The sequence below is a fragment of the Paraburkholderia sp. JHI869 genome (assembly GCF_038900775.1).
Taxonomy (GTDB): domain Bacteria; phylum Pseudomonadota; class Gammaproteobacteria; order Burkholderiales; family Burkholderiaceae; genus Paraburkholderia.
Genome location: NZ_JAYMSC010000009.1, coordinates 1 through 21,421, shown reverse-complemented (window position 1 = coordinate 21,421; position 21,421 = coordinate 1). Strand labels below are relative to the sequence as shown.

Sequence of the window (21,421 nt, the reverse complement as noted above, 5' to 3'; positions counted from 1 at the left end):
TCGCGCCATTGCCAGCATCGCAAGTTAATCGATTGTCCTGAGCAATGATGACGGGACACACTGAGCCCGCGCCACATCGACGTAAAACAACCTATGCGTCAACCGTCCGCCAACTACGCCCGAAAAATTTCGCGCAATTCCCGGGCGGCGTCGTGAAGTCGATTTCCATGCAGGGTGATGTTCGGATAGACGCGTCATTGTTGTCGTTTGAAAGACCTATGAGTTACCCGCCATATGTCGACTCCCATCCTCCTCCCAGCGCTTTACAAAGCGTAATGAGATTCGTAGCCGCCGTTGCCCTGCTTTGCTCGAGACTGCTTTGCGCTTCGAGCAACTGCTTTTGCACGTTCAATACGTCGAGATAATCGAGCGCGCCGGCCTTGTACCGCTCCCGCGCGACCGAGAGCGCGCGCTGATTCATCGTCACGGCCTCGGCCAGCCGGTCGCGGCGACGCTGCTCGGCGTCGTAGGTGACCAGCGCGTCGTCCACTTCCTGCCATGCGCGCAGCACCGTCTGCTTGTAGGCAATCGCGGCCTCTTGTTGTTGTGCCTCGCGCAACTGGAGCGTCCCCTTCAGGCGGCCGCCTTCGAAAATGGGAAACGTAATCGAAGGGCCAACGACGAATTGCCCGGACGCCCAACTGGCCAGACTCGAGAGTTGAAGGCTTTGAAAGCCCGCGCTGCCATTGAGCATGATGCGCGGATAAAAATCGGCCTTCGCCACGCCGATCGACGCCGTTGCCGCGTGCAATTGCGCTTCCGCCTTGCGGATATCCGGCCGGCGCTCCACGAGTTCGGAAGGAAAGCCGATCGGGACCTGTGCGGGAAGCACGGGCACTTCCTGCGTTGCGGCGAGTGTCTGACGCAGCGCGCCGGGCTCTTCGCCGAGCAGCAGGCCGATCGCGTTGATCGTCGTTTCGGAATGCGATTCGAGTGTCGGAATCAGGCTTTCGATATTCTCGACCTGCGCCGAAGCATTCGCGACATCGAGATCCGTCGTGACGCCTTCATGTGCACGCACCTGCGTGAGTTTCAGCGCATCGTTGGCGATGTCGAGGTTCTGCTTCGCGATCTGCAGGAGTTCCTGCGTGTCGCGCAGCTCGATATAGTCCCGCGCAAGCTCCGCGCGCGCGCTCAGCAAAACCGCGTTGCGGTCCTCATACGAGGCTTCGGAAAGTGCTGTCGCCTCTTCCACGCTGCGGCGCACGCGGCCCCAGATGTCGATCTCCCATGAAGCATCGAAGCCAACCTGGTAAAGGTTGTAGGCAGGCGACCCCTTGGAGCCCGGCATCGCGGCCACACCCAGCGGCGAGCTGCCGGAAGCCGACAGCGGCTGACTTTGCGAAGGCGTCACGCCAAGCAGCGAGAGAATGCCGTTTTCACTGCCGCGCTCGCGGTTGTACGACGCGGCGCCGTCGAGTGTCGGATATTCGGCGGCACCTGCCACGCGGCGCTCGGCCCGGCTTTGCAACAAGCGCGCAGAGGCTGCCGCCACATCGAGGTTCGCATCGGCCAGTTGCTTTTCCAGTCCGTTCAATACCGGGTCGTTGAAAAGCGTCCACCATTCCGGGCCGAACTGCGCTTCCACGGCTTTGCTCGGCGCTTGCGCGGTCTGCGTGCGGTTGAAGACCTCCGGGGTCGGCGACTTTGGCGGTTCGAAATTGGGACCGACCGTGCAACCCGCTATTGCAAGGCATGCGAGAACCGTGAGGAGAATCCCTCGGATAGAGTGTTGGTTCGCGTTCATTTTCTTTCTGCTCCCTCGGCCGTCGCTTCTGAGCCCCGGCCAACCGCCACTTCCGCTTCCACCGAAAGCCCGACGCTCAATGCGGCTGCCGCCGGCTGCCCGCGATCGATCGTGATCTTCACAGGCACGCGCTGCACGACCTTCGTGAAATTGCCCGTTGCGTTGTCAGGTGCGATCGGCGCGAAGCTCACGCCAGTCGCAGGAGCCAGGCTGTCGATATGGCCATGAATCACCACGCCAGGCAAGCTATCGACCGTGACGCGCACGCTCTCACCGGGCCGCATATGCGTGATCTGGCTCTCCTGGAAGTTGGCGACCACATACGCATCCGTAAGCGGCACAATGGCCAGCACCGGCGCGCCAGGTGTAACGAACGCGCCGACCCGCGCCGAGCGGCGCCCCACCTTGCCGTCGACAGGTGCGCGGATCTCGGTATAAGAGAGGTTGAGCTTCGCCTGTTCGAGCGCCGCCTCGGCGTGCTCCAGTGCGCCCGCGGCCTTGTCGCGCTCGGTACGCAGGACATCCAGATTCTGTTCGGTGGCCGTGAGCACCGCCTGATCGTGCGATTGCTGCGCAAGCTGCTCGGCGAGCGTGCTCGAAGCCTGTTGTTGCTCCTGTGCGGTCCCCGCTCCGGCTACGGAAAGATTCTGGTAGCGCGCGGCGTTGGCCCGCGCAAAGCCGATCGACGCGTCGTCGGAACGCAGCGTGGCGCGCGCCTGATCGACCAGCGAGGGCTGGCGCGCGATCTGCGCGTCGAAGTTCGCCACCGACGCCTTTGCGCCCGCCACTTCCGCCTCGGCACTCATCAGCGCGGCACGATAGTCGCGGTCGTCGATACGAACGAGCAACTGGCCCGCCTTCACGTCCTCGTTATCGTTCGCCAATACGTCCGTGATCTGCCCCGGCACTCGCGGCGCGACGAGCGTGAAATCCGCGGTGACGTACGCGTCGTTCGTCGATTCCGAACTGGAGTGGGACAACAGCTTCGTGCCAGCCCAGGCAGCGACGCCGACAACGACGATCACTGCGCCAATACGAAGCCACTTCAGTCTGGACGGTGCGGGGGTGGGTTTGGTCGATGACATGGAAAACGTACCTCAAGGTGAAGCGGGCGGCGTGGTGCTCCACGGCGGATAAATACGCACCGGCAGCACGGGGACAAGAAGAAGCAGAACGAGCGCGACACACGCCATCACGCGATAGAGATCGGCGGAAGTGAGAACGACGGCCTGCTCATGAATACGGTGCGCGATTTGCCCCAGCGCGTAGGGAGTGTCGAGACCAGGGCTTGCGACCAGCGCGCGGTTGCCCAACTGGTCGACGAGCATGCTCGAATGGAAATGTTCGCGCGTGGTGCCCACGCCTTCTATCAGGCCCGTCGCAATCGCGGCGGAAAAGGTCTTGACCGTATTGAACATGGCCGAAGCGAACGGACCTTCGGTGGGAGGCAAACCCGTCGTGACGCCCATGAGAATCGACATGATCACCAAGGGCTGCGCGACGATCTGCAGCGCCTGCAGCAGGTAGAAGTTGTTGCGAATCCACTCGGACGTCACGAAGCTTCCCATTGCGCACGTCGCGAACATCAGCGACAGACCAATGGCGATGACCCAGCGATGGTCCGCGCGCCGTGTATTCAACAAAGCGGCCGCCAAGGGAAGCGTAATCAGCAGCGGAATGGCCAGAAGCAACGAGAGCGGCGCTGTCTGCAGCGGTCTGTACGTGTGAATCTGGGCGAGGAATTGTCCAGGGATTGCCGCGACGCCCACCAGCAGGATCACCGTGCCGAGCAACGTGGAAAGTCCATGCGTGAAATTCCTGCGCTCGAGTAACTGGAGCTTGAAAAACGGCACAGGCTGAAACCACTCGTTGATGAGAAACACCACGAGAAGCAGCCCACCTCCGCAAAACATCACGCGGATGAAATCCGACTCGAACCAGTCGAGGCGATCGCCTTGCAAGAGTCCGGTCACGAGCATGGCAAACGCGGGGAAGCCTGTAATGAACCCAACCCAGTTGAACGTGCGAAAGCGTTCGAGCTTGACCGGATCGGCGGGCAGCCCCTGCTGAATCGCAATGCAGCACAGCACGCCGAGCGGAATGATTTGCCAGAACGCCATGCGCCAACTCACGAACTCCGTCCACAACGCGGCGAGCGGCGTACCGAGCGCCGGGCCGAAGGTTGCTGTGAGCGCGTAGCCAGCGAGGCCATACAGCTTGAATTTTGGTGGCAGATAACGCAGCGCCACGATGATCAGCATGGGAGGCAGACATCCGCCCGCGATTCCCTGGAAGATACGCAACACATAGAGCGTCGCGAGATTCGGTGCAAACGGGCAAAGCAAGCCGAAGAACATCGTGGCGAGCACGGCGCCGATCGTGAAGCGCTTGAGCGTAAAGGTCATGCCGAACCACGGCGCAAACACCATCGTGGCGACGTTCGCCGCTTCGAAGAGCGAAGTCAGCCAGGTCCCGTCGTCATGACCGATGAGGAACGCGCCCTGGATATCGGCCATCGCAGCCGCCGTGACCTGTTCATTGAGGATGGCCAGCAACGAGGCGAACAACATGCCGAGCAGGCCTACAATAATGCGACCCGTGAACGGCACTTGCGCGGGCGCTGGCTGTGCTGGCGCCGCTGCCTCGCGCACGGGGCTCTGATCGAGCGGCTGCCGGGCCGTTGCCGCTTCCGTTCCAGTCGTCAAAGGGTTCGCAGTTGTCATGGGGATCAGAAACTTCTCGGGTTTCGTTAGCTGTACTGTCTGATGTGGCTAGTTCACTGAGGTGCAATCCGGTGACCTGCTGCGTCATGCGAGGCGATGGTCCCGCGATGGGTTCGCTGCGCATTGTTGCTGTTCACCGAGTGCTTTATTGTCAGAGATGAACCCAATTTCTTAAAGTCTCGCCTGGTCTGATTTTGGGCCATCTAGTACGAGAATTTTGCCAGGCCGTCTGGTCATGATCCGGCGGCAAATCCCACTGATTGCGGACGGGTCATTTCTGCGCGCTTTTGAGCCAATTCGCTTCGCGAGGCGTAACCACACGGCACACCGTGCCTAGAATCGCGGCGTAGGGCTTAATCACCGTAGATACGATTAATGAAGGTTTGAAAACGACTCGACAGCGGTAAGCGTCGAACGGCTTTTACTTTTGTTTTTCGTTTTCAAAAGACTGAGATTGGGAAGTGAAGATGGACAGATTGCGCGAGATGGAGGTTTTGGTCGCCATCATCGAACGCGGCAGCTTTAGCGCCGCATCGGAAAAATTCGGCTTATCGCGCGCGGCGGTTTCGCGCGCGGTCAACTCGCTGGAAACGCGCCTCGGCGCCCAGTTGCTGGCACGCACGACGCGCTCGGTACGGCCCACGGACGCAGGCGTCGCTTACGTCGACGCCTGCCGCAAGCTGCTCGATGGCATCACCGACGCGGAGTCGCATATTGCAGCGGACCCCGCGAATCCGGTGGGCACGCTTACGATTACGGCGCCGGTGCAGCTCGGCCAGCGCTTCATCGCTCCGCTCGTGAACGCCTACACGCTGCGCTACCCCGACGTCAGCGTGAACGCTGTTTATCTCGACCGCCCCACGCGCCTGCTCGAAGAAGGCGTGGATATCGCCATACGTATTGGCCATCTCGAAGATTCGTCGACATTCGCGGTGCGCCTGGGGTCTGTGCGCCGCCAAACCTTCGCATCCCCCGCTTATCTCGCGGAGCATGGCGAGCCCATGCATCCGAGGGACCTGGCTGGCCACCATTGCGTTTCCTTTACCGGCGTTTCCCAACCGCACGAGTGGACCTATTACGACAACACTTTGAAGATTCCTGTGCGGCTTCAGCCTCGTTTGATCGTCAATCTGGCGCCCGCCGCCATTTCGGCGGCGCAAGATGGCGTGGGAATCACACAACTGCTGTCTTATCAGGCCGCAGCCGAAGTTGCCTCCGGTGAACTCGTGCCAATCTTGAGGGCGTACGAGCCCGAGTCAACGCCAGTGAATCTGCTTCATGTCGAACGGCGCGGCACAAGCGGAAAGATTCGATCGTTCGTGGAATTTGTGACCGATACGCTGCGAAATAATGCTCACCTTCAATCTGCGAACGGCGTGCAATATCTACAGTCGCTTACTCATTCATCTGGCGACCCAGCCGCGATGCGAAGCTCGCGATAAGCACTTACGAGCGCGTCGAGAGTAAAGGCGCGGTTCAGACCGCTCGGGTTTGGCAAGACCCATGTGCGCGCGCCGCCGAATCTGCCCGATTGCAAACCCCACTCGATCTCGCGCTTGCCGGACATTTCCGCAAGCGCCATCTTGCCGAGAAAGGCCACGAATCTCGGCGCGTAGTGTTGAACCTTCTGCTCGAATTGCGCCGCAGCGGCCTGGACCTCCGCTCTCGACAATTGATCCGCGCGCGCCGTCGCGCGCGAGACCGCCGTGGTCAGACCATAGCCATATTGCAGCAACTCACGGTCGCTCTCGGGGCGAAACTCTTCCTTCGTAAAACCGGCACGATGGAGCACTCGCCAGAACCGGTTGCCTCTGCCATCGAAGTGGTGCCCCGCGGCCACGGCGCGCATACCCGGATTGATCCCGCAAAACAGTATCGACAAACCGGGTTCGATGATATCGGGAAGGCACGGCGCGCAATCGCCGTTCGCATAGTCCGCGCGGGAGTCGTCGCTACGCACTCGCCTCCCCGCGAAATCGCAGGCGATATTGTTTTGGGGTGACATTCAGACGCCGCGAGAATGTCGTGCGCATATGCGTGGCGCTATGAAAGCCGCATTTGAATGCGACCGTCTTGAGCGGCGCATCCGTGTCTTCGAGAAGTTTCCTCGCCGTATCGACGCGAACCTGCTCGACGAATACGGACGGCGTGACATTTGCGTTCTTCGCGAAGATGCGCGACAAGGTGCGCCGGCTCACGGCCGCCGCCTTCGCAAGCGCCTCGATCGAAAGCGTGTCGGTGATGTGCTCGCTCACGTAGCGATACACCTTGCTGAGTATTGGGTCTTCGTCCTTGCCGGCGCCGATATACGGGCTGTACTGCGACTGGCCGCCTTCGCGCTGGATATACACCACCAGCCGCTTCGCAACGCGCACGGCCAGTTCGTGGCCCCAGTCTTCCGCAACCAGAGCCAGACACAGATCGATGCCCGCGGTCACACCGGCCGACGTGAACAGCCGCCCGTCACGAACGAAGATGCGGTCGGGTTGCACATTGGCGTGCGGGAATTCATGGGAAAGGCGGCCGGCATCCGACCAGTGGGTCGTGACTTCCTTGCCATCGAGAAGCCCGGCATGCGCCAGCACGAATGCGCCGTTGCACACGGAACCAAAACGGCTTGCGCTGCGCGCCTGATTCTGCAACCACGCGACAAACTCATTCGACGGATGCACGTCGGGCAACTGCGGGCCGCCAGCTACGAGGAGCAGGTCCCATTGAACGTCGCGATCGGCATAGCCAAGCGAAACCGCCAGTTGCATGCCGTTCGAGCAGGTGACGGCGCCCGCCTCGCGTCCGACGAGCGTCACCTCGTAGCGCTGAGGCTCTGAAAGAAACGTGTTCGCCTCGGCGAATACGTCGAGTGGGCCTGCAACGTCTAGCGCCTGCACACCATCGAATACAACAATGGCGACTTTCATGCCGTGACCTTCAGTGGTTTAACCATATTTGCGTCGTACAGCGGGTGTCCTGACGAGGACCGTGGCGCAGCTTAACGCATCGTCGCTATTGGGTGCCGTCTGTCCCTGGAAAAAGTATTTTGCGTCGGTGTAACAAATCTTCTGCCCCGCTGCACGCGTGGCCCAAAACGTCCACTACTTGGCAGGTTGCGGCACCACGCGCGCATTTCCCCCGCTGCCCCCCGTAACTAGACTTGTCTTCACGATTGCGGCTGGGCAGACAACCCGGGCGTACCGGGTAGGCGTTATCGCCGTTACTCCACGTGTTGCGGTCGACGTTGGACCGCGCACCGACCAAGGGCAGATTGATCATGTTGAAAGAACGTCAGACCTCTTTCCTCTTCGGGGGCAACGCCCCTTACGTTGAAGAGCAATATGAATCTTACCTGGCTGACCCGGATACGGTCACCAGCGAATGGCGCGCGTGGTTCGACGCGCTGCGCGAAACACCGGCTATCGATGGCAGCGATCGCGACGACCAGCCGCACGCGCCTGTCATTTCCAGCTTTGTCGAGCTTGCGAAGCGGCCGCCGCGCGCGATCGGCCGAGCCGATCATGCGCCCGCCAACGACTCCGGTCTTGCCCTCGCACGCAAGCAGGTCGCGGTGCAGTCGCTCATCGCAGCGTACCGGATGATCGGCACGCGCACGGCCGATCTCGATCCGCTGTCGTGGACAACGCCACGCGCCTACGCCGAGTTGACCCCGGCTTACTATGGCCTGACGGCCGCGGACATGTCGACGACGTTCAGCACTGCGGACACGTTCCTGTTCGACGACGACGCCACGCTGCAAGACCTCGTCACAGCGCTCGAGCAGACGTACACCGGCACGCTCGGCGCGGAGTTCATGCACCTCACCGATGCAGAGCAGCGGCGCTGGTGGCAGATGCAGCTCGAATCCACGCGAGCGAAACCCTCGCTGAAGCCAGCAGAAAAACGCAGATTGCTGGAACGCTTGACCGCGGCCGAAGGCCTCGAAAAGTACCTTCACGCACGCTATATCGGACAAACGCGCTTTTCGCTCGAAGGCGGGGAATCGTTGATCGCGCTGCTCGACGAAGTCGTCCAGTACAGCGCCTCGAAAAAGGTGCGTACGGTGGTCATGGGCATGGCTCACCGCGGTCGCCTCAATGTTCTGGTGAATACCGTGGGCAAGCCGTTGCGCGCACTGTTCGATGAGTTCGATGGCAAGGATTCCGAAAGACTTCTCGCCGGCGACGTGAAATACCACAAGGGTTTTGCGAGTTCGGTGGAAACGCGAGAGGGGCCGGTTGAAGTGATGCTCGCGTTCAACCCGTCGCATCTGGAAATCGTGAACCCGGTCGTGCAAGGCATGGCTCGCGCCAAGGGCGAGGCCCTGGGCAGCACCGATGGCGTCGAGGTTCTGCCGGTCGAGATTCACGGCGACGCGGCCATGTCCGGCCAGGGTGTCGTGATGGAAACCTTGAGCCTCTCCTATACGCGAGGGCACGGCACGGGCGGCACCGTTCATATCGTCGTCAACAATCAGATCGGCTTCACGACTTCCGATCCGCGCGACACGCGTTCGTCGTTCTACACCACGGACGTCGCGAAGACGATCGAGGCGCCCATCCTGCATGTGAATGGCGACGACCCCGAAGCCATCGCGACGGCCGTGCGCCTCGCGCTCGACTATCGCACCACGTTCAAGCGGAGCGTCGTGATCGATCTCGTGTGCTTCCGCCGATACGGCCACCAGGAACAGGACACGCCGGGCATCACGCAGCCGCTGATGTATCGCGCGATCGCAAGCCATCCCGGCGTGAGAACGCTGTATGCCCAGAAGCTGATTCAACAAGGTGTGGTGACTGCCGAAGAAGCCGACGGCTACGTCAGCGGGCGCCGTGAGCTTCTCAAGCTTGCCAATGAAACCGTTGGCTCCGAAGCCTCCGCTGCGCGCGAAGAGGCTCGTCCCGCTGAAGCCGCGAAGCATGCCCCTTCGGCCGAAACCCTGCGCAATCTCGCACAACGGATTTCGACCATTCCTGAAGGCCTCGCGCTGCATCCGCTCGTCAAGAAGATGATGACCGGCCGCCAGGAAATGGCCGCTGGAAAGCGGTCGCTCGATTGGGGCATGGGCGAGCATCTGGCGTTCGCATCGCTGCTTGGCGACGGCGTCAGCGTTCGACTGAGCGGACAGGATAGTGCGCGCGGAACCTTCAATCACCGTCACGCCGTGTTGCACGATCAAACGCGGATGAACCGCCCGGATGGCGTTTATATTCCGCTCGATCATATCGGTGAAATGCGCGGTGAGGCGAATAACAAAGCGCAGGGCCGCTTTAACGTGACGAATTCCATCCTCTCCGAGGCAGCCGTGCTCGCGTTCGAGTACGGCTATACGACGGTGAACCGCGATGCGCTGGTGATCTGGGAGGCGCAATTCGGTGACTTCGCAAATGGCGCGCAAGTGGTGATCGACCAGTTCATCGCAGCGGGCGCCGCCAAGTGGGGGCAGCGCAGCGGACTCACGCTCTTCCTCCCGCACGGGCAGGAAGGCGCGGGACCCGAGCACGCATCGGCGAGGCTCGAACGCTATCTGCAACTGAGCGCGCAGGACAACATGCGCGTCGCCCAGCCGACCACGCCCGCGCAGCTATACCATTTGCTGCGCAAGCAGGCACTCGCGACCGATCGTCGTCCGCTAATCGTGATGACGCCCAAGTCGCTGTTGCGGCACCCGGAAGCCGTTAGCACGTTCGAGGAATTGAGCGAGGGCGGATTCCGCGAAGTGCTGCCGGACACGCAGAGCGAAACGTGGCAGACATCGAGCGTCGAGCGCGTGATCGTGGCGACCGGCAAGGTGTACTTCGAGTTGCTCGAGCATCGCCGTAAAGACGAGGCCGACACGCCGATTGTCCGCATCGAACAGCTTTATCCGTTTCCCGCAAGACAGTTGGCCGCCGAACTCGCGCGTTATCCCAACCTGAAGACCGTGGTCTGGTGCCAGGAGGAATCGCGCAACCAGGGTGCATGGAGTTTCGTCGAACCGCAATTGCGCGAGCTTCTGCCTTCGGGCGCCACGCTGCGCTACGCCGGTCCTGACGCCGGTGCATCGACAGCGCCGGGCTACCACTCGGCGCATTTGGCAAGGCAAGCCGCGCTGGTCGAGCAGGCGTTCACGGGGTAACGGCGCATGCGTGTCGCGATGATGCTCTACACGGGTTTTCAACTGCTCGAGGTGAGCGGCCCGATGGATGTGTTTCATGAAGCGAATCGCCTGTACGGCAGGCCGTTTTATGAGCCGCATCTCGTCGGGACGTCACCCGGGCCCGTGGTCTGTTCCAACGGCACGGCAGTGGGCACGACGGACTCTCTGTTCGAAGCGCGCACGCCGTTCGACGTCGTCGTGGTGCCCGGTTCTCCTGCCATCAGTTCGGCACGCGAGCATCGCGAACTTGTAGCGTGGCTCAGCGACACCGGGCCCGCCACGCAAAGGCTCGCCTGCATTTCCAACGGCGCATTTCTGCTGGCGCGCGCCGGCCTTGCCGACCGCCGCTGGCTAACCACGCATTGGCGCGAAGCGCGCCGCCTTGCAGCGGAATATCCGCTGGTGCACGTCATGTCCAATCCTGGCTGCCTGAAGGACGGCAATCTCTATTCATCGGGCGGCGCGAGCGCAGGCATTCATCTGGCGCTCTCCATCGTTCGGGAAGACCTTGGAGAAAGCGCTGTGGTGACGATCGCCAGAACGCTGCTGAGGCACCCGCATTGACGCACTGGAAACGCGCGCAAGGAACGCCATGATAGACGCGAATCTGATTCACAAGGCACTCGCCAATCCGCTGCGGCGCGAGATCCTGGCGTGGCTGAAGGTGCCGGCCGATGCCTTTCCAGAGGGCTATGCCGATTTCGGTCGAGGCGTGCCCGCACACGCCATCCAGGCGCGCAGCGGGCTCTCCCAGTCCACCGTATCGGCGCACCTTGCCGTACTGGTCGAAGCGCGATTGCTCGTTTCGACACGCGTCGGTCAATGGATGTTTCTCTCACGCAATGAAGCCGTGATACGGACATTTGCCGAACAGATTTCCCTGCATTTATAGGGCGAGCTATCCGTGGAAAACACGCAATGGACAAGCTGGACATGATGCGGATATTCGTCCGCATAGCGGAAGAAGGAAGCTTTACGGGCGCGGCCTCGCGCCTGAACATTCAGACCGCCAACGCGTCGCGGGCGCTCTCGCAACTGGAAACGCAATTGCGCACGCGTCTGATGCACCGCAGTACCCGGCGGCTCGCGCTGACCGAAGCCGGCCAGCGCTATCTGGAGCGATGCGAGCGGATCCTCGCCTGCGTCGACGAAGCCGAGGCCGAAGCGGCCAATGCGCAGGTCGACCCTTCTGGGCGACTGCGCGTTCATGCCTCGCCGAGTTTCGGCCAGGCTTATGTGGTCCCGGCGCTCGTGCGCTATCGCGAGCGTTATCCCGCGGTGTCGGTCGAATTGACGTTAGCGCAGGACACGCCCGATATCATCGAGGCCGGCTACGACGTGATGCTTCAATTGAGTACAACGGAGTTGCCGGACTCGCGACTCGTCTCGCACAGGCTTGGCGATGTGCATAACGTGTTGTGTGCGGCGCCCGCGTATCTGAACGCTCGCGGCGTGCCGCGCACGGTGCAGGACCTTGAGGCGCATACGTGCCTGCAGTTCGTCACGACTTTTTTTCCGCGCGATCGCTGGCATCTGAACGGCCCCAATGGCCGGGAAACGGTGGCGTTCCCAAGAGCGCCAGTGGAGATCAATCTGCCCGATGCGCTCAGCGTCGCCCTTCGCGAAGGCGTCGGCATCGGCGCGCTGCCCATGTCGACGGCGCTAACGATGCTCGATAGCGGCGCGCTGGTTCGTGTTTTGCCGGCGTATCGTCTGCAAAGGCTCACCGCTTATGCGGTGCACGCCTCGCGCAAGTACCTCGACGCCAAGATCAGGACGTTCATGGATGACCTGCGCGAGGCGGTGCCCAAGGCGCTCGCCGCGGATGCGCAAGCGCTGTGCCGGGCCGCCAGCCAACCTTAGCCCGCCGTTGCCTTGTGATCGCGCGCTACCACATGTTGCGGCGATGGTTGTGACGCAGTCGCAGCCGCGGCCATTTCGTTCTGCTTGATGATCTTTTCGATCTCGCCGTCGGCCTGCGCGTCGTACTGCGCGAACACATCGGTGCGATAGCGCGTGTTCTGCACGGCACCGAGCTGCGAGCCGGAGTCGTCGCGCGTATCGGCATCCACCGTCATCGAAAGGCCGATGCGCAGCGGGCGCGCCGCAAGTTCACGCGGATCGAGTTCGATGCGCACCGGCAGGCGCTGGACGATCTTGATCCAGTTGCCCGTGGCGTTCTGCGCCGGCAGCGTCGCAAACGCACTGCCCGTCCCCGCCGAAAAGCCTTCGATACGGCCGTGATACTTCACGCCCGAGCCATAGACATCGGCGGTGAGCGTGACCGGCTGGCCAATGCGCATGTGCTTGAGCTGCACTTCCTTGAAGTTCGCGTCCACCCACACGCCGTCGAGCGGCACGATCGCCATGAGCGGCGCGCCGGGCGACACGCGCTGGCCGACCTGCACCTGACGCTGCGCTACATAGCCCGTCACCGGCGCCGGCAAGGTATCGCGCGCATACGCGAGCCACGCCGCGCGCACTTTCTGGGCCGCCGCCTGCACGTCCGGATGCTGTTCGACTGACGTGCGATCGGTCAGCGCATGATTCGCCGCGCCTTGCTGGCGCGCCGCGTCGAGCGCGGCCTGGGCGGCCTGCACGGCGTCGCGCGCGTGCGCGATGTCTTCGGCGGATACGGCGCCCGAGTCCGCTACGGCCACGCGGCGGCGCAGATCGTCATTGGCACGCGCCAGGTCCGATTCGCGTTGCGCCACGTTCGCCGCATAGAAGTCGTTGTTGACGTAGAGGCCGCTCACGCGGCGCACGGTCTGGCCGAGCGACGCTTCGGCATCGGCCAGCGCGATTCTTGCGTCCGCCGGGTCCAGCGTCACAACCGGGTCGCCGACCTTCACGATCTGCGTATCGTCGGCGTTGACGGCGACCACCGTGCCCGTGACCTGTGGCGTGAGCTGCACGAGATTGCCGTTCACATAGGCGTCGTCGGTCGATTCGTGAAAGCGGCCTTCCGTGAAGTAGTACGCGCCATAGGCCGCGCCCGCGATCAACGTAACAGCGCCGAGCAGCGCGATGAGGCGCTTGCGGCGGCCGGGGGGCGTGGGCGCTTTGTCGTCGTGCGCCGGGGCCGCTTGCGCGCCGCCTTTCTTCTCGCTGAGTTGATCCACCGGCTCGCGGTCGGTCGTGATCGTTTCGCTCATTTCAGTTCTCCTGACGGGTTTGCAAACATGCCGTTCAACGTGCGGCAGCAATGACGGAATTGGCTTGAGGGGTGGATTGCGCGGCAGCGTCCGCGTGGTGGCCGGTATCCGCCGAGGTGTCGACGTAGCCGCCACCCAGATCCGAGGCCAGCGCGATCTGCTGGTCGCGGCGGTCCATCTTCAGGTTGGCGATGGCAACGTCCGCATTCAGCGCGGTGACGTCGGCGTTGAGCACGGTGAGCTGATTGGTCAGACCGCCCTTGTATTGCGTGATCGCGAGCTGGTCGGCGTCGCGCGCGGCCTGCTGCGCGGTTTGTGCATCGACGAGCTGCGCGTCGCTCGAGTGGATCTGCGCAAGCTGCGTGGCCACGCCGCTCAACGCGCCAATGAGCGTCTGGTCGTAGGCGGCCACCGCGTAGTCGAACTCGGCGTAGCGGCCCTTCAACTGCGCACGCAACTCGCCGCCGTCGAAGATCGGCAGGTGGACGGCGGGGCCCACCGAGGCCGTGCGGCTCGCGGCGGTCAGGAAGCGGCCGAAACCGAACGCGTCGAGGCCGAGCGCGGCGCTCAGGTTAATGTCCGGATAGAACTCGGCCTTCGCCTCCTTCACCTCGTGCGTGATCGCGTCCACGCGCCAGCGCGCCGCGACGATGTCCGGGCGACGGCTCACGAGGTCGGCGGGCAGGTTGTCCGGCAAACGCACTTCGTCGCCCACGCCGAGCGTCGGCCGCGTGATCGCGAGCCCGCGATCGGGACCCTTGCCCAGCAGCGCGGCCAACTGGTAGCGCGTGGTCAGAATGCTGCCGTCGAGCGCGCTCACCCGCGAGCGGCTCGTCGCCAGGTTCGCCTGCGCGGTCTTGCGTTCCACTTGCGTGTCGAGGCCGGTGGCGATGCGGCCCGCCGTGATGCTGTCGATCTGCTCGCGGCGCGTGACTTCCGCCTGCGCGATGTCGCGCAGCGCGTAGAGGCGCGCCAGCTCGTTGTAGGTGCGTGCGATCGAAGTATCGAGCGTGAGCTTGACCACTTCCTCGTCGGCTTCGGCCGCTGATGTCTCCGAAACGGCGGCCCGCAGCGCCTCGCGATTCTTGCCCCACAGATCGAGATCGTAGGAAGCCGTGAGCAGGCCCTTGTTTTCGGTCTGCCACGAGCCCGCATACGGCGGCGGAATCAGCGCCGTGCTGCTGAACTGCTGGCGCGTGAGCGTGTAGCTCGCGTCGACGCGCGGCAGCGTGCCCGCCTTCGCGGTTTCGCTATAGGCCTGCGCCTGCGCCACGCGCGCCTTGGCCTGCTCGACCGTCGGGCTGCCCTGCAGCGCTTCGGCAATCAGCGCCTTCAGTTGCGCGTCGCCAAACTGATCGACCCAATCGGCGGACGGCCAGTGCCCCTGCTCTTGCGGCAGGCTCTGCGCCGTCTCGAACTGTTGCGGCTGGGCCATCTGCTTATCGCTGTGGATGCCTGCGTAGTTGGCGCATGCCGCGAGCGCGGCCATTGCGATCGCCGATACGCCCAGCTTCAGCGTACGGGCACCGATGCTTGATTCAGAAGTCTGCGATTTCATTTTCTGACAAATCAGATTAATGGTCGAAAAAAACGCGGCACTGCGGCCGCACCGTTCAGTCGCCGGTGAACTTGCGAAGCAGGCGGTTCAACTCGGCAAACTCCGCCTTCGTGAATTTGCGCAGTCGCGCGTTCAATACATCCGGTGCGACTTCCGGAATCTTTTCCGCGGTTTCCAGACCCTTCGCAGTCAGATTCAGGTTGACCACACGGCGGTCGTCTGCGTCGCGGGAACGCTCGAGCAGCCCCTTGGTTTCCAGTTTGTCCAGCATCCGCGTCATGAGGCCCGTATCGATGCCGAGCAGCTTGGACAGTTCGAACGGCGTGGTGGCCACACCCTGCTTCAGCGAAAGCAGAATGCCCATTTGCTGGCCCGTGATGTCGAGGTCCTTGAGCGCCGCGTCCATCTCCGCGACGACCAGATTGCGCGCCTTGACGATCCTGAAGCCGACGCTTTCCGTGAGCATGAAATTTCTCGTGGTGTAGTGGTCCATCGCGACATCCTCCGTGTTGAAACCAACAATATCTGCATTATCAGATACTGTCAAGAAAAACGCGCGAGCAGATTGGCCTTCCGGGCTTGTCCTCTGAACCGGGTTCAACTGCAGTGGTCAGTGCCCGCCAGCGCCTGCCGCGCCCGCGCCACCGCCCTTGACCGGCCTCGTCACCCAGATCAGCGGAATGATGACGATGAAGATCACCGCCGATATCCAGAAGATGTCGTTCAGCCCCAGCATGGTGGCCTGGGCGTTGAGCGAGCTTTCATAAAACGCCGTGGCCTTGGGAATGCCGCCACCGAGCGTTGCCTGCAGGTGCGCGATCGCGCTGGTGAACATGGGATTCTCCACGCTCGTTTGCTCCGCGAGCCGCGCGTGGTGAAGAATCGTGCGGTCGTTCCAGGCGTTGCTCATGAGCGACGTGCCCACGGCGCCCGCGAAAATACGCGCGAAGTTCGACAGGCCCGCGGCGGCCGGAATCTCATCGGGCCGCAGACCCGAGAGGATGATGCCGGTGAGCGGCGTGAAGAACAGCGCCGTGGGAATGCCTTGCAGCAGCGTCGGCAGAATGAGCGTCCACGCGTCGACGCCGGTCGTGTAGTTCGAGCGCATGAAGAACACGGCGGCGAAACCGACGAACGCCAGCGTGGCGAGCACCCGCAGGTCGGAGCGCGGCATGACCTTGCCCATCACGGGGGCGAGGATCACGGCGAAGATCCCCAAGGGCGCGGTCACGAGCCCCGCGTCCACCGCGCGGTAGCCGAGAAAGCCCTGAATCCACTGCGGCAGGATCACGAGGTTTGCAAAGAAGATCGCATACGCGACCGAAATCGCGATCGTGCCGCCCAGGAAGTTGCGTTTGGCGAAGAGCCGCAGGTTGACGATCGGCTTTTCCTCAGTCAATTCCCAGATGAGGAAGAACACGAAGCTGACCGCGGCGAAGATGGTAAGCCCCCAGATGACCGGCGAGTTGAACCAGTCGAGGTCACGGCCCTTGTCGAGCATGATTTGCAGCGGCGCCACCCACGCAATCAGCGAGATCAGCCCGACCTTGTCGATGGGCAGCTTGCGTGACGGCGACTCGCGCTCGCGATAGACCGCCCAGATCACCCCGGCGGCAAAGAGGCCGACCGGCACGTTGATATAAAAGATCCATGACCAGCTGTAGCTGTCGGTGATCCAGCCGCCGAGCGCCGGACCCGCGATCGGTCCGACGGTTGCGGTCATCGCCCACAGCGCCAGCGCGTTCGAACTCTTTTCCTTGGGAAACGACGACAGCAGCAAGGCTTGCGACAACGGCACCAGCGGCCCCGCCACGGCGCCCTGAACGATACGGGCAATCAGCAGCGTGAGCAGGTTCGGCGCGAGGCCGCACGCTGCCGACGAGAGCACGAACAGCAGGATCGCCCAGACGAACAGCTTGACCTGACCTACGCGCTGCGTGAGCCACCCGGTCAACGGAATGGACACCGCATTGGCCGCGGCAAAGAGCGTGATGACCCACGTGCCTTCGTCGATCGACACGCCCAGGTTGCCGGATAGCGTGGGAATCGCAACGTTTGCGATCGACGAATCCAGCACGTTCATAAAGGTGGCGAGCGCCACGGCGAAAGTGCCGAGCGCGAACTTCACGCCGGTTAGCTGGGGCAGCCCGCCTGGGTTGGTCGATGGATTCATATTGCGCTCTCCCGTCTGGATGCGAAGGTCCCGTCACGCACGGGCTGTTATCTGACTTGTCTGATATTTGGGCAAAAAAATGTGGCCTCAGCCATGAAGCAGCCGGGTCAGCAGCGTGCTCAAGGCGTCGAAGTCGGACTTCGAGAAGTGCGAGAGCCGATCGCTCCACGCGCCTGGCGCTACGTCTGCGTTGCGGGCCGCGACCGCGCTCCCCTCCCGCGTCAACGAAATGTCCACAAGGCGCCGGTCCGCGTCGTTGCGCGTGCGCGCCACGAACCCGCTCGCTTCGAGCTTGTCCAGCACGCGTGTCATCCGGGCGGGATGCACGCCAAGCAGCCTCGACAGTGCCGCCGGCGTTTTCGCGCTCCCGCTCGCCAGCGTCAGCAGAATGCCGCGCTCCTGCAGGTTCAGTCCGGCGTCCTTGAGCCCTTCCCTGAGCTCAGTGGCCATCAGGTGATGCGCTTGACCCAGTACGAACACCAGCCTCTGAGTCCGCTCGAAATCTGCATTGACGGGATCGTTCATCGATTGCCCTCCTAGATATCTGATGCGGACTATATCTGACATTGCAGATGTGTGCAAGAAAGCTTCTGAGGTCGTTTCGAGGGCTCCCGGCGTTTCGAACCAGCGTGGAACCGCCCTCTCCGGGCGACGCGATACACCGTGTAAAAAGTGATGTGAGCGGCAAGTGATTATCTGTGCCGCGCCACACAGCTATATTGTTTCGGCAGAGATCTGGCGGCTGTATCGGCTAACGGCGCACTCTTTTCTCAGGAGAATCCAAACATGACTGACAAACCGCTTACGCTGGGCATCGATCATGTCGGGCTGACCGTACGCGATCTGAATCTCACCCGCGACTTCTTCGTGAATTGTCTGGGCTGGAAACAGGTTGGCGAACGTCCGGGCTATCCGGCTGCGTTCGTCTCGGACGGGCACGTCATGCTGACCCTCTGGCAGGTGACCGACCCGAGCCGTCTGGTCGAATTCGACCGCAAAGTCCACGTGGGTCTGCATCATCTTGCTTTGCGCGTGGGCAGCGAAGAAGCGCTCAACGATATCTTCTCGCGCGTGTCCGCCTGGCCTGGCGTGAAAGTTGAATTCGCGCCGGAAAACCTCGGGCCGGGGCCGAAACGCCATACGATGGTGTACGAACCCGGCGGGATCAGGCTCGAGTTCGACCACGATCCGCGCACGCAGGCCTCCTGAGCTTTTATCAGCAAACCGCGTGCGGGCACGCACGCGGCATTTTTTTTTGCTCACATTAATCAGTTATCCGAAGTTAATGCAGCACGATTCAGATGACTTTTGCGCCGATCGACGGTGCGCCCGCGGTTGTTCCCGTTTGTTCCCATTTGTTCCTGCGACTCACAACTGTTTGTCCGCATCCTGTATTCAAAACGGGGGCGCTGCTGCGTAAATTGATCGACATCGGCGCAGCAAGCCCGATCAGAAACGTAGTCCAACCTACTTCGAGGTTCATATGAGTCAATCCCCCAAAGTCGTCGTCATCACGGGCGCATCGCAAGGCATCGGCGCCGAAACGGCCAAGGCATTCCGCGCGCTCGGCCACAACGTAGTCGCGACGTCGCGCAACATCAAACAGACTGACGATAGCAATCTCGTCGCCGTGTCCGGCGATATCGCCGACCCGGCCACGGCACGCCGCGTCATCGAAACGGCCATTTCGCGCTTCGGCCGCGTCGATACGCTCATCAACAACGCGGGCATTTTCGTGGCGAAGCCGTTCACGCAATACACCGCTGAAGACTACGCAACGGTCACGGGCATCAACCTCAGCGGCTTCTTCCATATCACGCAGCTCGCGATTGCGCAGATGGAAAAGCAGGAAAGCGGCCACGTCCTCAGTATCACGACGACGCTCGTCGATCACGCGATCGACGGCGTACCTTCGGTGCTGGCCTCGCTGACCAAGGGCGGTCTCGCCGCGGCAACGCGCTCGCTCGCTATCGAGTACGCAAAGCGCGGCATTCGCGCAAATGCGGTGTCGCCCGGCATCATCAAGTCGCCGATGCACGCGCCTGAAACGCACGCGGCGCTCGGCGCACTGCATCCGATGGGTCATATGGGCGAGATGAGCGACATCGTGAACGCTATCCTCTATCTCGACTCGGCGCCGTTCGTGACGGGCGAAATCCTCCACGTCGACGGCGGCCAGGTCGCGGGCCACTGAGCTGCAGTGAGCCGATATGGAACGCTAGTCACTGGCGCTCCTTCCAAACGATCACCAACGAGGAAAGCGAAATGCCGATCGTCACCATTCAGGTAACACGCGAGGGCACAAAGCCCGGTGCAGATTCCGTCACATCGGAAGAAAAGGCCCAGCTCATCAAAGGCGTGAGCCAGCTATTGCTCGACGTGCTGAACAAACCGCTGGAGGCGACTTTCGTCGTCATCGAAGAAGTGCCCACGGAAAACTGGGGATGGGGCGGCCTGCCTACCGATGTTTATCGAAGACAGAAGGGACTCATCAAGTAAGCGCGCGCGGCCTGCTCGATAGCAGGCCTCGCGCGCAACTGCACCGGTTGCATCGTGGCGCTGTCAATCTTCATTTGAGGCCTCGCATGAACACGGACGATGGACTTCGAACACGCTCGGGCAGCGGCGGCGCAAACGCGGGCGACACACTCGCCTTGCGCCCAGACCCTTGGGAGCAGACGCTCCTCCTGCTCGACAGGCTCTGCGCAAGCAAGCCATACGCCGAGACCGAGCACCACGCCGCGCCACGCGGCAACGACGGAAGATGCCGCAAAGGCCGCAAAAAGTGCGATGCGACAGGCGACGCACCCTGCGCAGCCGTCGTCACGCTCCTCGAACACCTTTCCCCCAGAACCGTTGCGTTGCGCTGGTGCTCCGCCTCATGTCACTACGGCTATCAAATCTGGGTCTGCGCAAAGGCACGCCGGGCCGGCGTGTGCGCAGTGAGCGGCAAGGCGATCCGCCGCGGCGATATCATCTACCGGCCTTATACCCGCACGCCTGTCCTCCCCGTCAATGTGAACGCCATGATTCACCTTGCTGCTTTGGCCTGATGCAAGCAGGTCGGTAGTCTGATTCGGCACGCCATGCGCGTTGGCCGGAGTTTTCTTCAACCGGAAGTTGTGAAAACGTATTCAAGGAGAGCGTCATGAAGATTCTGATGGTTTTGACTTCGCACGATCAACTAGGCAATACCGGGCGCAAGACCGGGTTCTGGCTCGAAGAACTCGCCGCGCCGTATTACGTATTCAAGGACGCCGGCGTGCAGGTCGTGCTCGCGTCGCCCAAGGGCGGGAAACCGCCGCTCGACCCCAAGAGCAACGAGCCGGACTTTCAGACTGACCTCACACGCCGCTTCGAAGCCGACCCCGCTGCGATGGCTGATCTTGCCGACACCGCGAAACTCAAGGACGCCGCCCAAGGCGAATACGATGCCGTCTTCTACCCGGGCGGCCACGGTCCGATGTGGGACCTCGCCGAAGACCCGGATTCCATTGGCCTGATCGAGCGCACGATCGCAGCGGGGAAACCCGTCGATCTCGTATGCCACGCGCCCGGCGTGCTGCGGCACGTAAAGGGTCCCGATGGCAAGCCGCTCGTCAGCGGCAAGCGCGTCACGGGCTTTACGAATAGCGAAGAGGAAGCGGTTGGGCTGACCAAGGTGGTGCCGTTCCTCGTTGAAGACGAACTCAAGGCGAAGGGCGGAAACTATTCGAAGGGCCCCGACTGGCAGCCGTATGTGCTGGAAGACGGCCTGCTGCTCACCGGGCAGAATCCCGCCTCGTCCGGTCCCGCCGCCAAAGCGCTATTGGCGAAATTGGGCAAGACCCACTGACCTCATCCCTCACGCCGGCATCTCGCCGAATGCAATCCGCCCCGCGGGCAAAAAAGTCAGCGAGATGACGGCGTGAGGGATGAGGTCAGTGGGTCTTGCC

General features: G+C 62.4%; 21 protein-coding genes and 1 pseudogene. 11 read left to right on the top strand and 11 right to left on the bottom strand.

Going from position 1 to position 21,421, the window contains the following annotated elements; translation table 11 throughout:
• Positions 1 to 223 precede the first annotated feature (223 nt).
• From VSR72_RS17030 to VSR72_RS17020, 3 genes are read right to left on the bottom strand one after another with little or no spacing between them, the layout of a single operon-like run.
• Positions 224 to 1,747 carry an efflux transporter outer membrane subunit gene (locus VSR72_RS17030; RefSeq protein ID WP_342953516.1) on the bottom strand — a complete coding sequence of 508 codons (1,524 nt, stop codon included), beginning with the start codon at positions 1,745 to 1,747 and terminating at the stop codon, positions 224 to 226.
• Positions 1,744 to 2,832, bottom strand: coding sequence for an HlyD family secretion protein (locus VSR72_RS17025; RefSeq protein WP_342953515.1), 1,089 nt, complete (start codon positions 2,830 to 2,832; stop codon positions 1,744 to 1,746). Before VSR72_RS17025 ends, VSR72_RS17030 begins: the two co-directional genes overlap by 4 nt.
• 12 nt (positions 2,833 to 2,844) lie before the next feature.
• Positions 2,845 to 4,470 carry an MFS transporter gene (locus VSR72_RS17020; RefSeq protein ID WP_342953514.1) on the bottom strand — a complete coding sequence of 542 codons (1,626 nt, stop codon included), beginning with the start codon at positions 4,468 to 4,470 and terminating at the stop codon, positions 2,845 to 2,847.
• Positions 4,471 to 4,937: 467 nt separating this feature from the next.
• Between VSR72_RS17020 and VSR72_RS17015 the strand changes: the two are divergent.
• A pseudogene (locus VSR72_RS17015) lies at positions 4,938 to 5,063 on the top strand (LysR family transcriptional regulator); the annotation flags it as partial.
• 144 nt (positions 5,064 to 5,207) lie between these two features.
• The gene (locus VSR72_RS17010) at positions 5,208 to 5,912 is read left to right on the top strand and encodes a LysR substrate-binding domain-containing protein (protein WP_342953722.1); all 705 of its coding nucleotides are present in this window, start codon (positions 5,208 to 5,210) and stop codon (positions 5,910 to 5,912) included.
• On the opposite strand, the gene mug is transcribed toward VSR72_RS17010, so the two are convergent.
• Positions 5,870 to 6,430, bottom strand: coding sequence for a G/U mismatch-specific DNA glycosylase (mug, locus tag VSR72_RS17005; RefSeq protein WP_342953513.1), 561 nt, complete (start codon positions 6,428 to 6,430; stop codon positions 5,870 to 5,872). The genes VSR72_RS17010 and mug overlap by 43 nt on opposite strands.
• The gene (locus VSR72_RS17000; RefSeq protein WP_342953512.1) at positions 6,423 to 7,388 is read right to left on the bottom strand and encodes a GlxA family transcriptional regulator; all 966 of its coding nucleotides are present in this window, start codon (positions 7,386 to 7,388) and stop codon (positions 6,423 to 6,425) included. The genes mug and VSR72_RS17000 overlap by 8 nt, the downstream gene beginning before the upstream one ends.
• A gap of 350 nt (positions 7,389 to 7,738) precedes the next feature.
• Between VSR72_RS17000 and VSR72_RS16995 the strand changes: the two genes are divergently transcribed.
• Genes VSR72_RS16995 through VSR72_RS16980 form a run of 4 tightly spaced genes read left to right on the top strand, consistent with a single transcriptional unit; the run spans position 7,739 to position 12,463 of the window.
• Positions 7,739 to 10,579: a 2-oxoglutarate dehydrogenase E1 component gene (locus tag VSR72_RS16995; RefSeq protein WP_342953511.1), complete on the top strand. Its 2,841-nt coding sequence runs from the start codon at positions 7,739 to 7,741 to the stop codon at positions 10,577 to 10,579.
• Positions 10,580 to 10,585: 6 nt separating this feature from the next.
• Positions 10,586 to 11,164 (top strand): AraC family transcriptional regulator, encoded by a 579-nt coding sequence (locus VSR72_RS16990; RefSeq protein ID WP_342953510.1) that lies wholly within the window; start codon positions 10,586 to 10,588, stop codon positions 11,162 to 11,164.
• A gap of 28 nt (positions 11,165 to 11,192) precedes the next feature.
• Positions 11,193 to 11,492, top strand: a complete 300-nt coding sequence (locus VSR72_RS16985; protein WP_342953509.1) for a helix-turn-helix domain-containing protein — start codon at positions 11,193 to 11,195, stop codon at positions 11,490 to 11,492.
• 26 nt (positions 11,493 to 11,518) lie between these two features.
• The gene (locus VSR72_RS16980) at positions 11,519 to 12,463 is read left to right on the top strand and encodes a LysR family transcriptional regulator (protein ID WP_342953508.1); all 945 of its coding nucleotides are present in this window, start codon (positions 11,519 to 11,521) and stop codon (positions 12,461 to 12,463) included.
• On the opposite strand, the gene VSR72_RS16975 is transcribed toward VSR72_RS16980, so the two are convergent.
• From VSR72_RS16975 to VSR72_RS16955, 5 genes are all read right to left on the bottom strand, one after another.
• Positions 12,460 to 13,755 (bottom strand): HlyD family efflux transporter periplasmic adaptor subunit, encoded by a 1,296-nt coding sequence (locus tag VSR72_RS16975; RefSeq protein ID WP_342953507.1) that lies wholly within the window; start codon positions 13,753 to 13,755, stop codon positions 12,460 to 12,462. The two genes, VSR72_RS16980 and VSR72_RS16975, sit on opposite strands and share 4 nt — an antisense overlap.
• 34 nt (positions 13,756 to 13,789) lie before the next feature.
• Positions 13,790 to 15,313 (bottom strand): efflux transporter outer membrane subunit, encoded by a 1,524-nt coding sequence (locus VSR72_RS16970; protein WP_342953506.1) that lies wholly within the window; start codon positions 15,311 to 15,313, stop codon positions 13,790 to 13,792.
• A 55-nt stretch (positions 15,314 to 15,368) separates the two neighbouring features.
• Positions 15,369 to 15,806 (bottom strand): MarR family transcriptional regulator, encoded by a 438-nt coding sequence (locus VSR72_RS16965; RefSeq protein WP_342953505.1) that lies wholly within the window; start codon positions 15,804 to 15,806, stop codon positions 15,369 to 15,371.
• A gap of 117 nt (positions 15,807 to 15,923) precedes the next feature.
• On the bottom strand, positions 15,924 to 17,486 hold the full coding sequence (locus VSR72_RS16960; RefSeq protein ID WP_342953504.1) for a DHA2 family efflux MFS transporter permease subunit: 1,563 nt from the start codon (positions 17,484 to 17,486) through the stop codon (positions 15,924 to 15,926).
• Between the two features lie 87 nt (positions 17,487 to 17,573).
• The gene (locus tag VSR72_RS16955; protein ID WP_342953503.1) at positions 17,574 to 18,011 is read right to left on the bottom strand and encodes a MarR family transcriptional regulator; all 438 of its coding nucleotides are present in this window, start codon (positions 18,009 to 18,011) and stop codon (positions 17,574 to 17,576) included.
• A gap of 261 nt (positions 18,012 to 18,272) precedes the next feature.
• Here VSR72_RS16955 and VSR72_RS16950 point away from each other — a divergent pair, with 261 nt between their 5' ends.
• A complete protein-coding gene (locus tag VSR72_RS16950; protein ID WP_342953502.1) occupies positions 18,273 to 18,695 on the top strand; it encodes a VOC family protein in 423 nt (140 codons plus the stop codon).
• A gap of 88 nt (positions 18,696 to 18,783) precedes the next feature.
• Here VSR72_RS16950 and VSR72_RS16945 read toward each other — a convergent pair whose 3' ends face one another.
• Positions 18,784 to 18,969 carry a hypothetical protein gene (locus VSR72_RS16945; RefSeq protein WP_342953501.1) on the bottom strand — a complete coding sequence of 62 codons (186 nt, stop codon included), beginning with the start codon at positions 18,967 to 18,969 and terminating at the stop codon, positions 18,784 to 18,786.
• On the opposite strand from VSR72_RS16945, the gene VSR72_RS16940 reads away from it, so the two are divergent.
• From VSR72_RS16940 to VSR72_RS16925, 4 genes are all read left to right on the top strand, one after another.
• Complete coding sequence (locus VSR72_RS16940; protein ID WP_342953500.1) at positions 18,970 to 19,680, top strand: SDR family oxidoreductase; 711 nt, start codon at positions 18,970 to 18,972, stop codon at positions 19,678 to 19,680.
• Positions 19,681 to 19,751: 71 nt separating this feature from the next.
• On the top strand, positions 19,752 to 19,985 hold the full coding sequence (locus tag VSR72_RS16935; RefSeq protein WP_342953499.1) for a 4-oxalocrotonate tautomerase family protein: 234 nt from the start codon (positions 19,752 to 19,754) through the stop codon (positions 19,983 to 19,985).
• A gap of 86 nt (positions 19,986 to 20,071) precedes the next feature.
• Positions 20,072 to 20,539, top strand: a complete 468-nt coding sequence (locus tag VSR72_RS16930; RefSeq protein ID WP_342953498.1) for a DUF3331 domain-containing protein — start codon at positions 20,072 to 20,074, stop codon at positions 20,537 to 20,539.
• A gap of 95 nt (positions 20,540 to 20,634) precedes the next feature.
• On the top strand, positions 20,635 to 21,321 hold the full coding sequence (locus VSR72_RS16925) for a type 1 glutamine amidotransferase domain-containing protein (protein WP_342953497.1): 687 nt from the start codon (positions 20,635 to 20,637) through the stop codon (positions 21,319 to 21,321).
• Positions 21,322 to 21,421: the final 100 nt, after the last annotated feature.

Bases quoted from the DNA above. Each gene is read 5' to 3' on its own strand.
- VSR72_RS17030 (WP_342953516.1), bottom strand. From the start codon at position 1,747: ATGAACGCGAACCAACACTCTATCCGAGGGATTCTCCTCACGGTTCTC.
- VSR72_RS17025 (WP_342953515.1), bottom strand. From the start codon at position 2,832: ATGTCATCGACCAAACCCACCCCCGCACCGTCCAGACTGAAGTGGCTT.
- VSR72_RS17020 (WP_342953514.1), bottom strand. From the start codon at position 4,470: ATGACAACTGCGAACCCTTTGACGACTGGAACGGAAGCGGCAACGGCC.
- VSR72_RS17000 (WP_342953512.1), bottom strand. From the start codon at position 7,388: ATGAAAGTCGCCATTGTTGTATTCGATGGTGTGCAGGCGCTAGACGTT.
- VSR72_RS16995 (WP_342953511.1), top strand. From the start codon at position 7,739: ATGTTGAAAGAACGTCAGACCTCTTTCCTCTTCGGGGGCAACGCCCCT.
- VSR72_RS16990 (WP_342953510.1), top strand. From the start codon at position 10,586: ATGCGTGTCGCGATGATGCTCTACACGGGTTTTCAACTGCTCGAGGTG.
- VSR72_RS16985 (WP_342953509.1), top strand. From the start codon at position 11,193: ATGATAGACGCGAATCTGATTCACAAGGCACTCGCCAATCCGCTGCGG.
- VSR72_RS16980 (WP_342953508.1), top strand. From the start codon at position 11,519: ATGGACAAGCTGGACATGATGCGGATATTCGTCCGCATAGCGGAAGAA.
- VSR72_RS16975 (WP_342953507.1), bottom strand. From the start codon at position 13,755: ATGAGCGAAACGATCACGACCGACCGCGAGCCGGTGGATCAACTCAGC.
- VSR72_RS16970 (WP_342953506.1), bottom strand. From the start codon at position 15,313: ATGAAATCGCAGACTTCTGAATCAAGCATCGGTGCCCGTACGCTGAAG.
- VSR72_RS16965 (WP_342953505.1), bottom strand. From the start codon at position 15,806: ATGGACCACTACACCACGAGAAATTTCATGCTCACGGAAAGCGTCGGC.
- VSR72_RS16960 (WP_342953504.1), bottom strand. From the start codon at position 17,486: ATGAATCCATCGACCAACCCAGGCGGGCTGCCCCAGCTAACCGGCGTG.
- VSR72_RS16955 (WP_342953503.1), bottom strand. From the start codon at position 18,011: ATGAACGATCCCGTCAATGCAGATTTCGAGCGGACTCAGAGGCTGGTG.
- VSR72_RS16950 (WP_342953502.1), top strand. From the start codon at position 18,273: ATGACTGACAAACCGCTTACGCTGGGCATCGATCATGTCGGGCTGACC.
- VSR72_RS16945 (WP_342953501.1), bottom strand. From the start codon at position 18,969: ATGAACCTCGAAGTAGGTTGGACTACGTTTCTGATCGGGCTTGCTGCG.
- VSR72_RS16940 (WP_342953500.1), top strand. From the start codon at position 18,970: ATGAGTCAATCCCCCAAAGTCGTCGTCATCACGGGCGCATCGCAAGGC.
- VSR72_RS16935 (WP_342953499.1), top strand. From the start codon at position 19,752: ATGCCGATCGTCACCATTCAGGTAACACGCGAGGGCACAAAGCCCGGT.
- VSR72_RS16930 (WP_342953498.1), top strand. From the start codon at position 20,072: ATGAACACGGACGATGGACTTCGAACACGCTCGGGCAGCGGCGGCGCA.
- VSR72_RS16925 (WP_342953497.1), top strand. From the start codon at position 20,635: ATGAAGATTCTGATGGTTTTGACTTCGCACGATCAACTAGGCAATACC.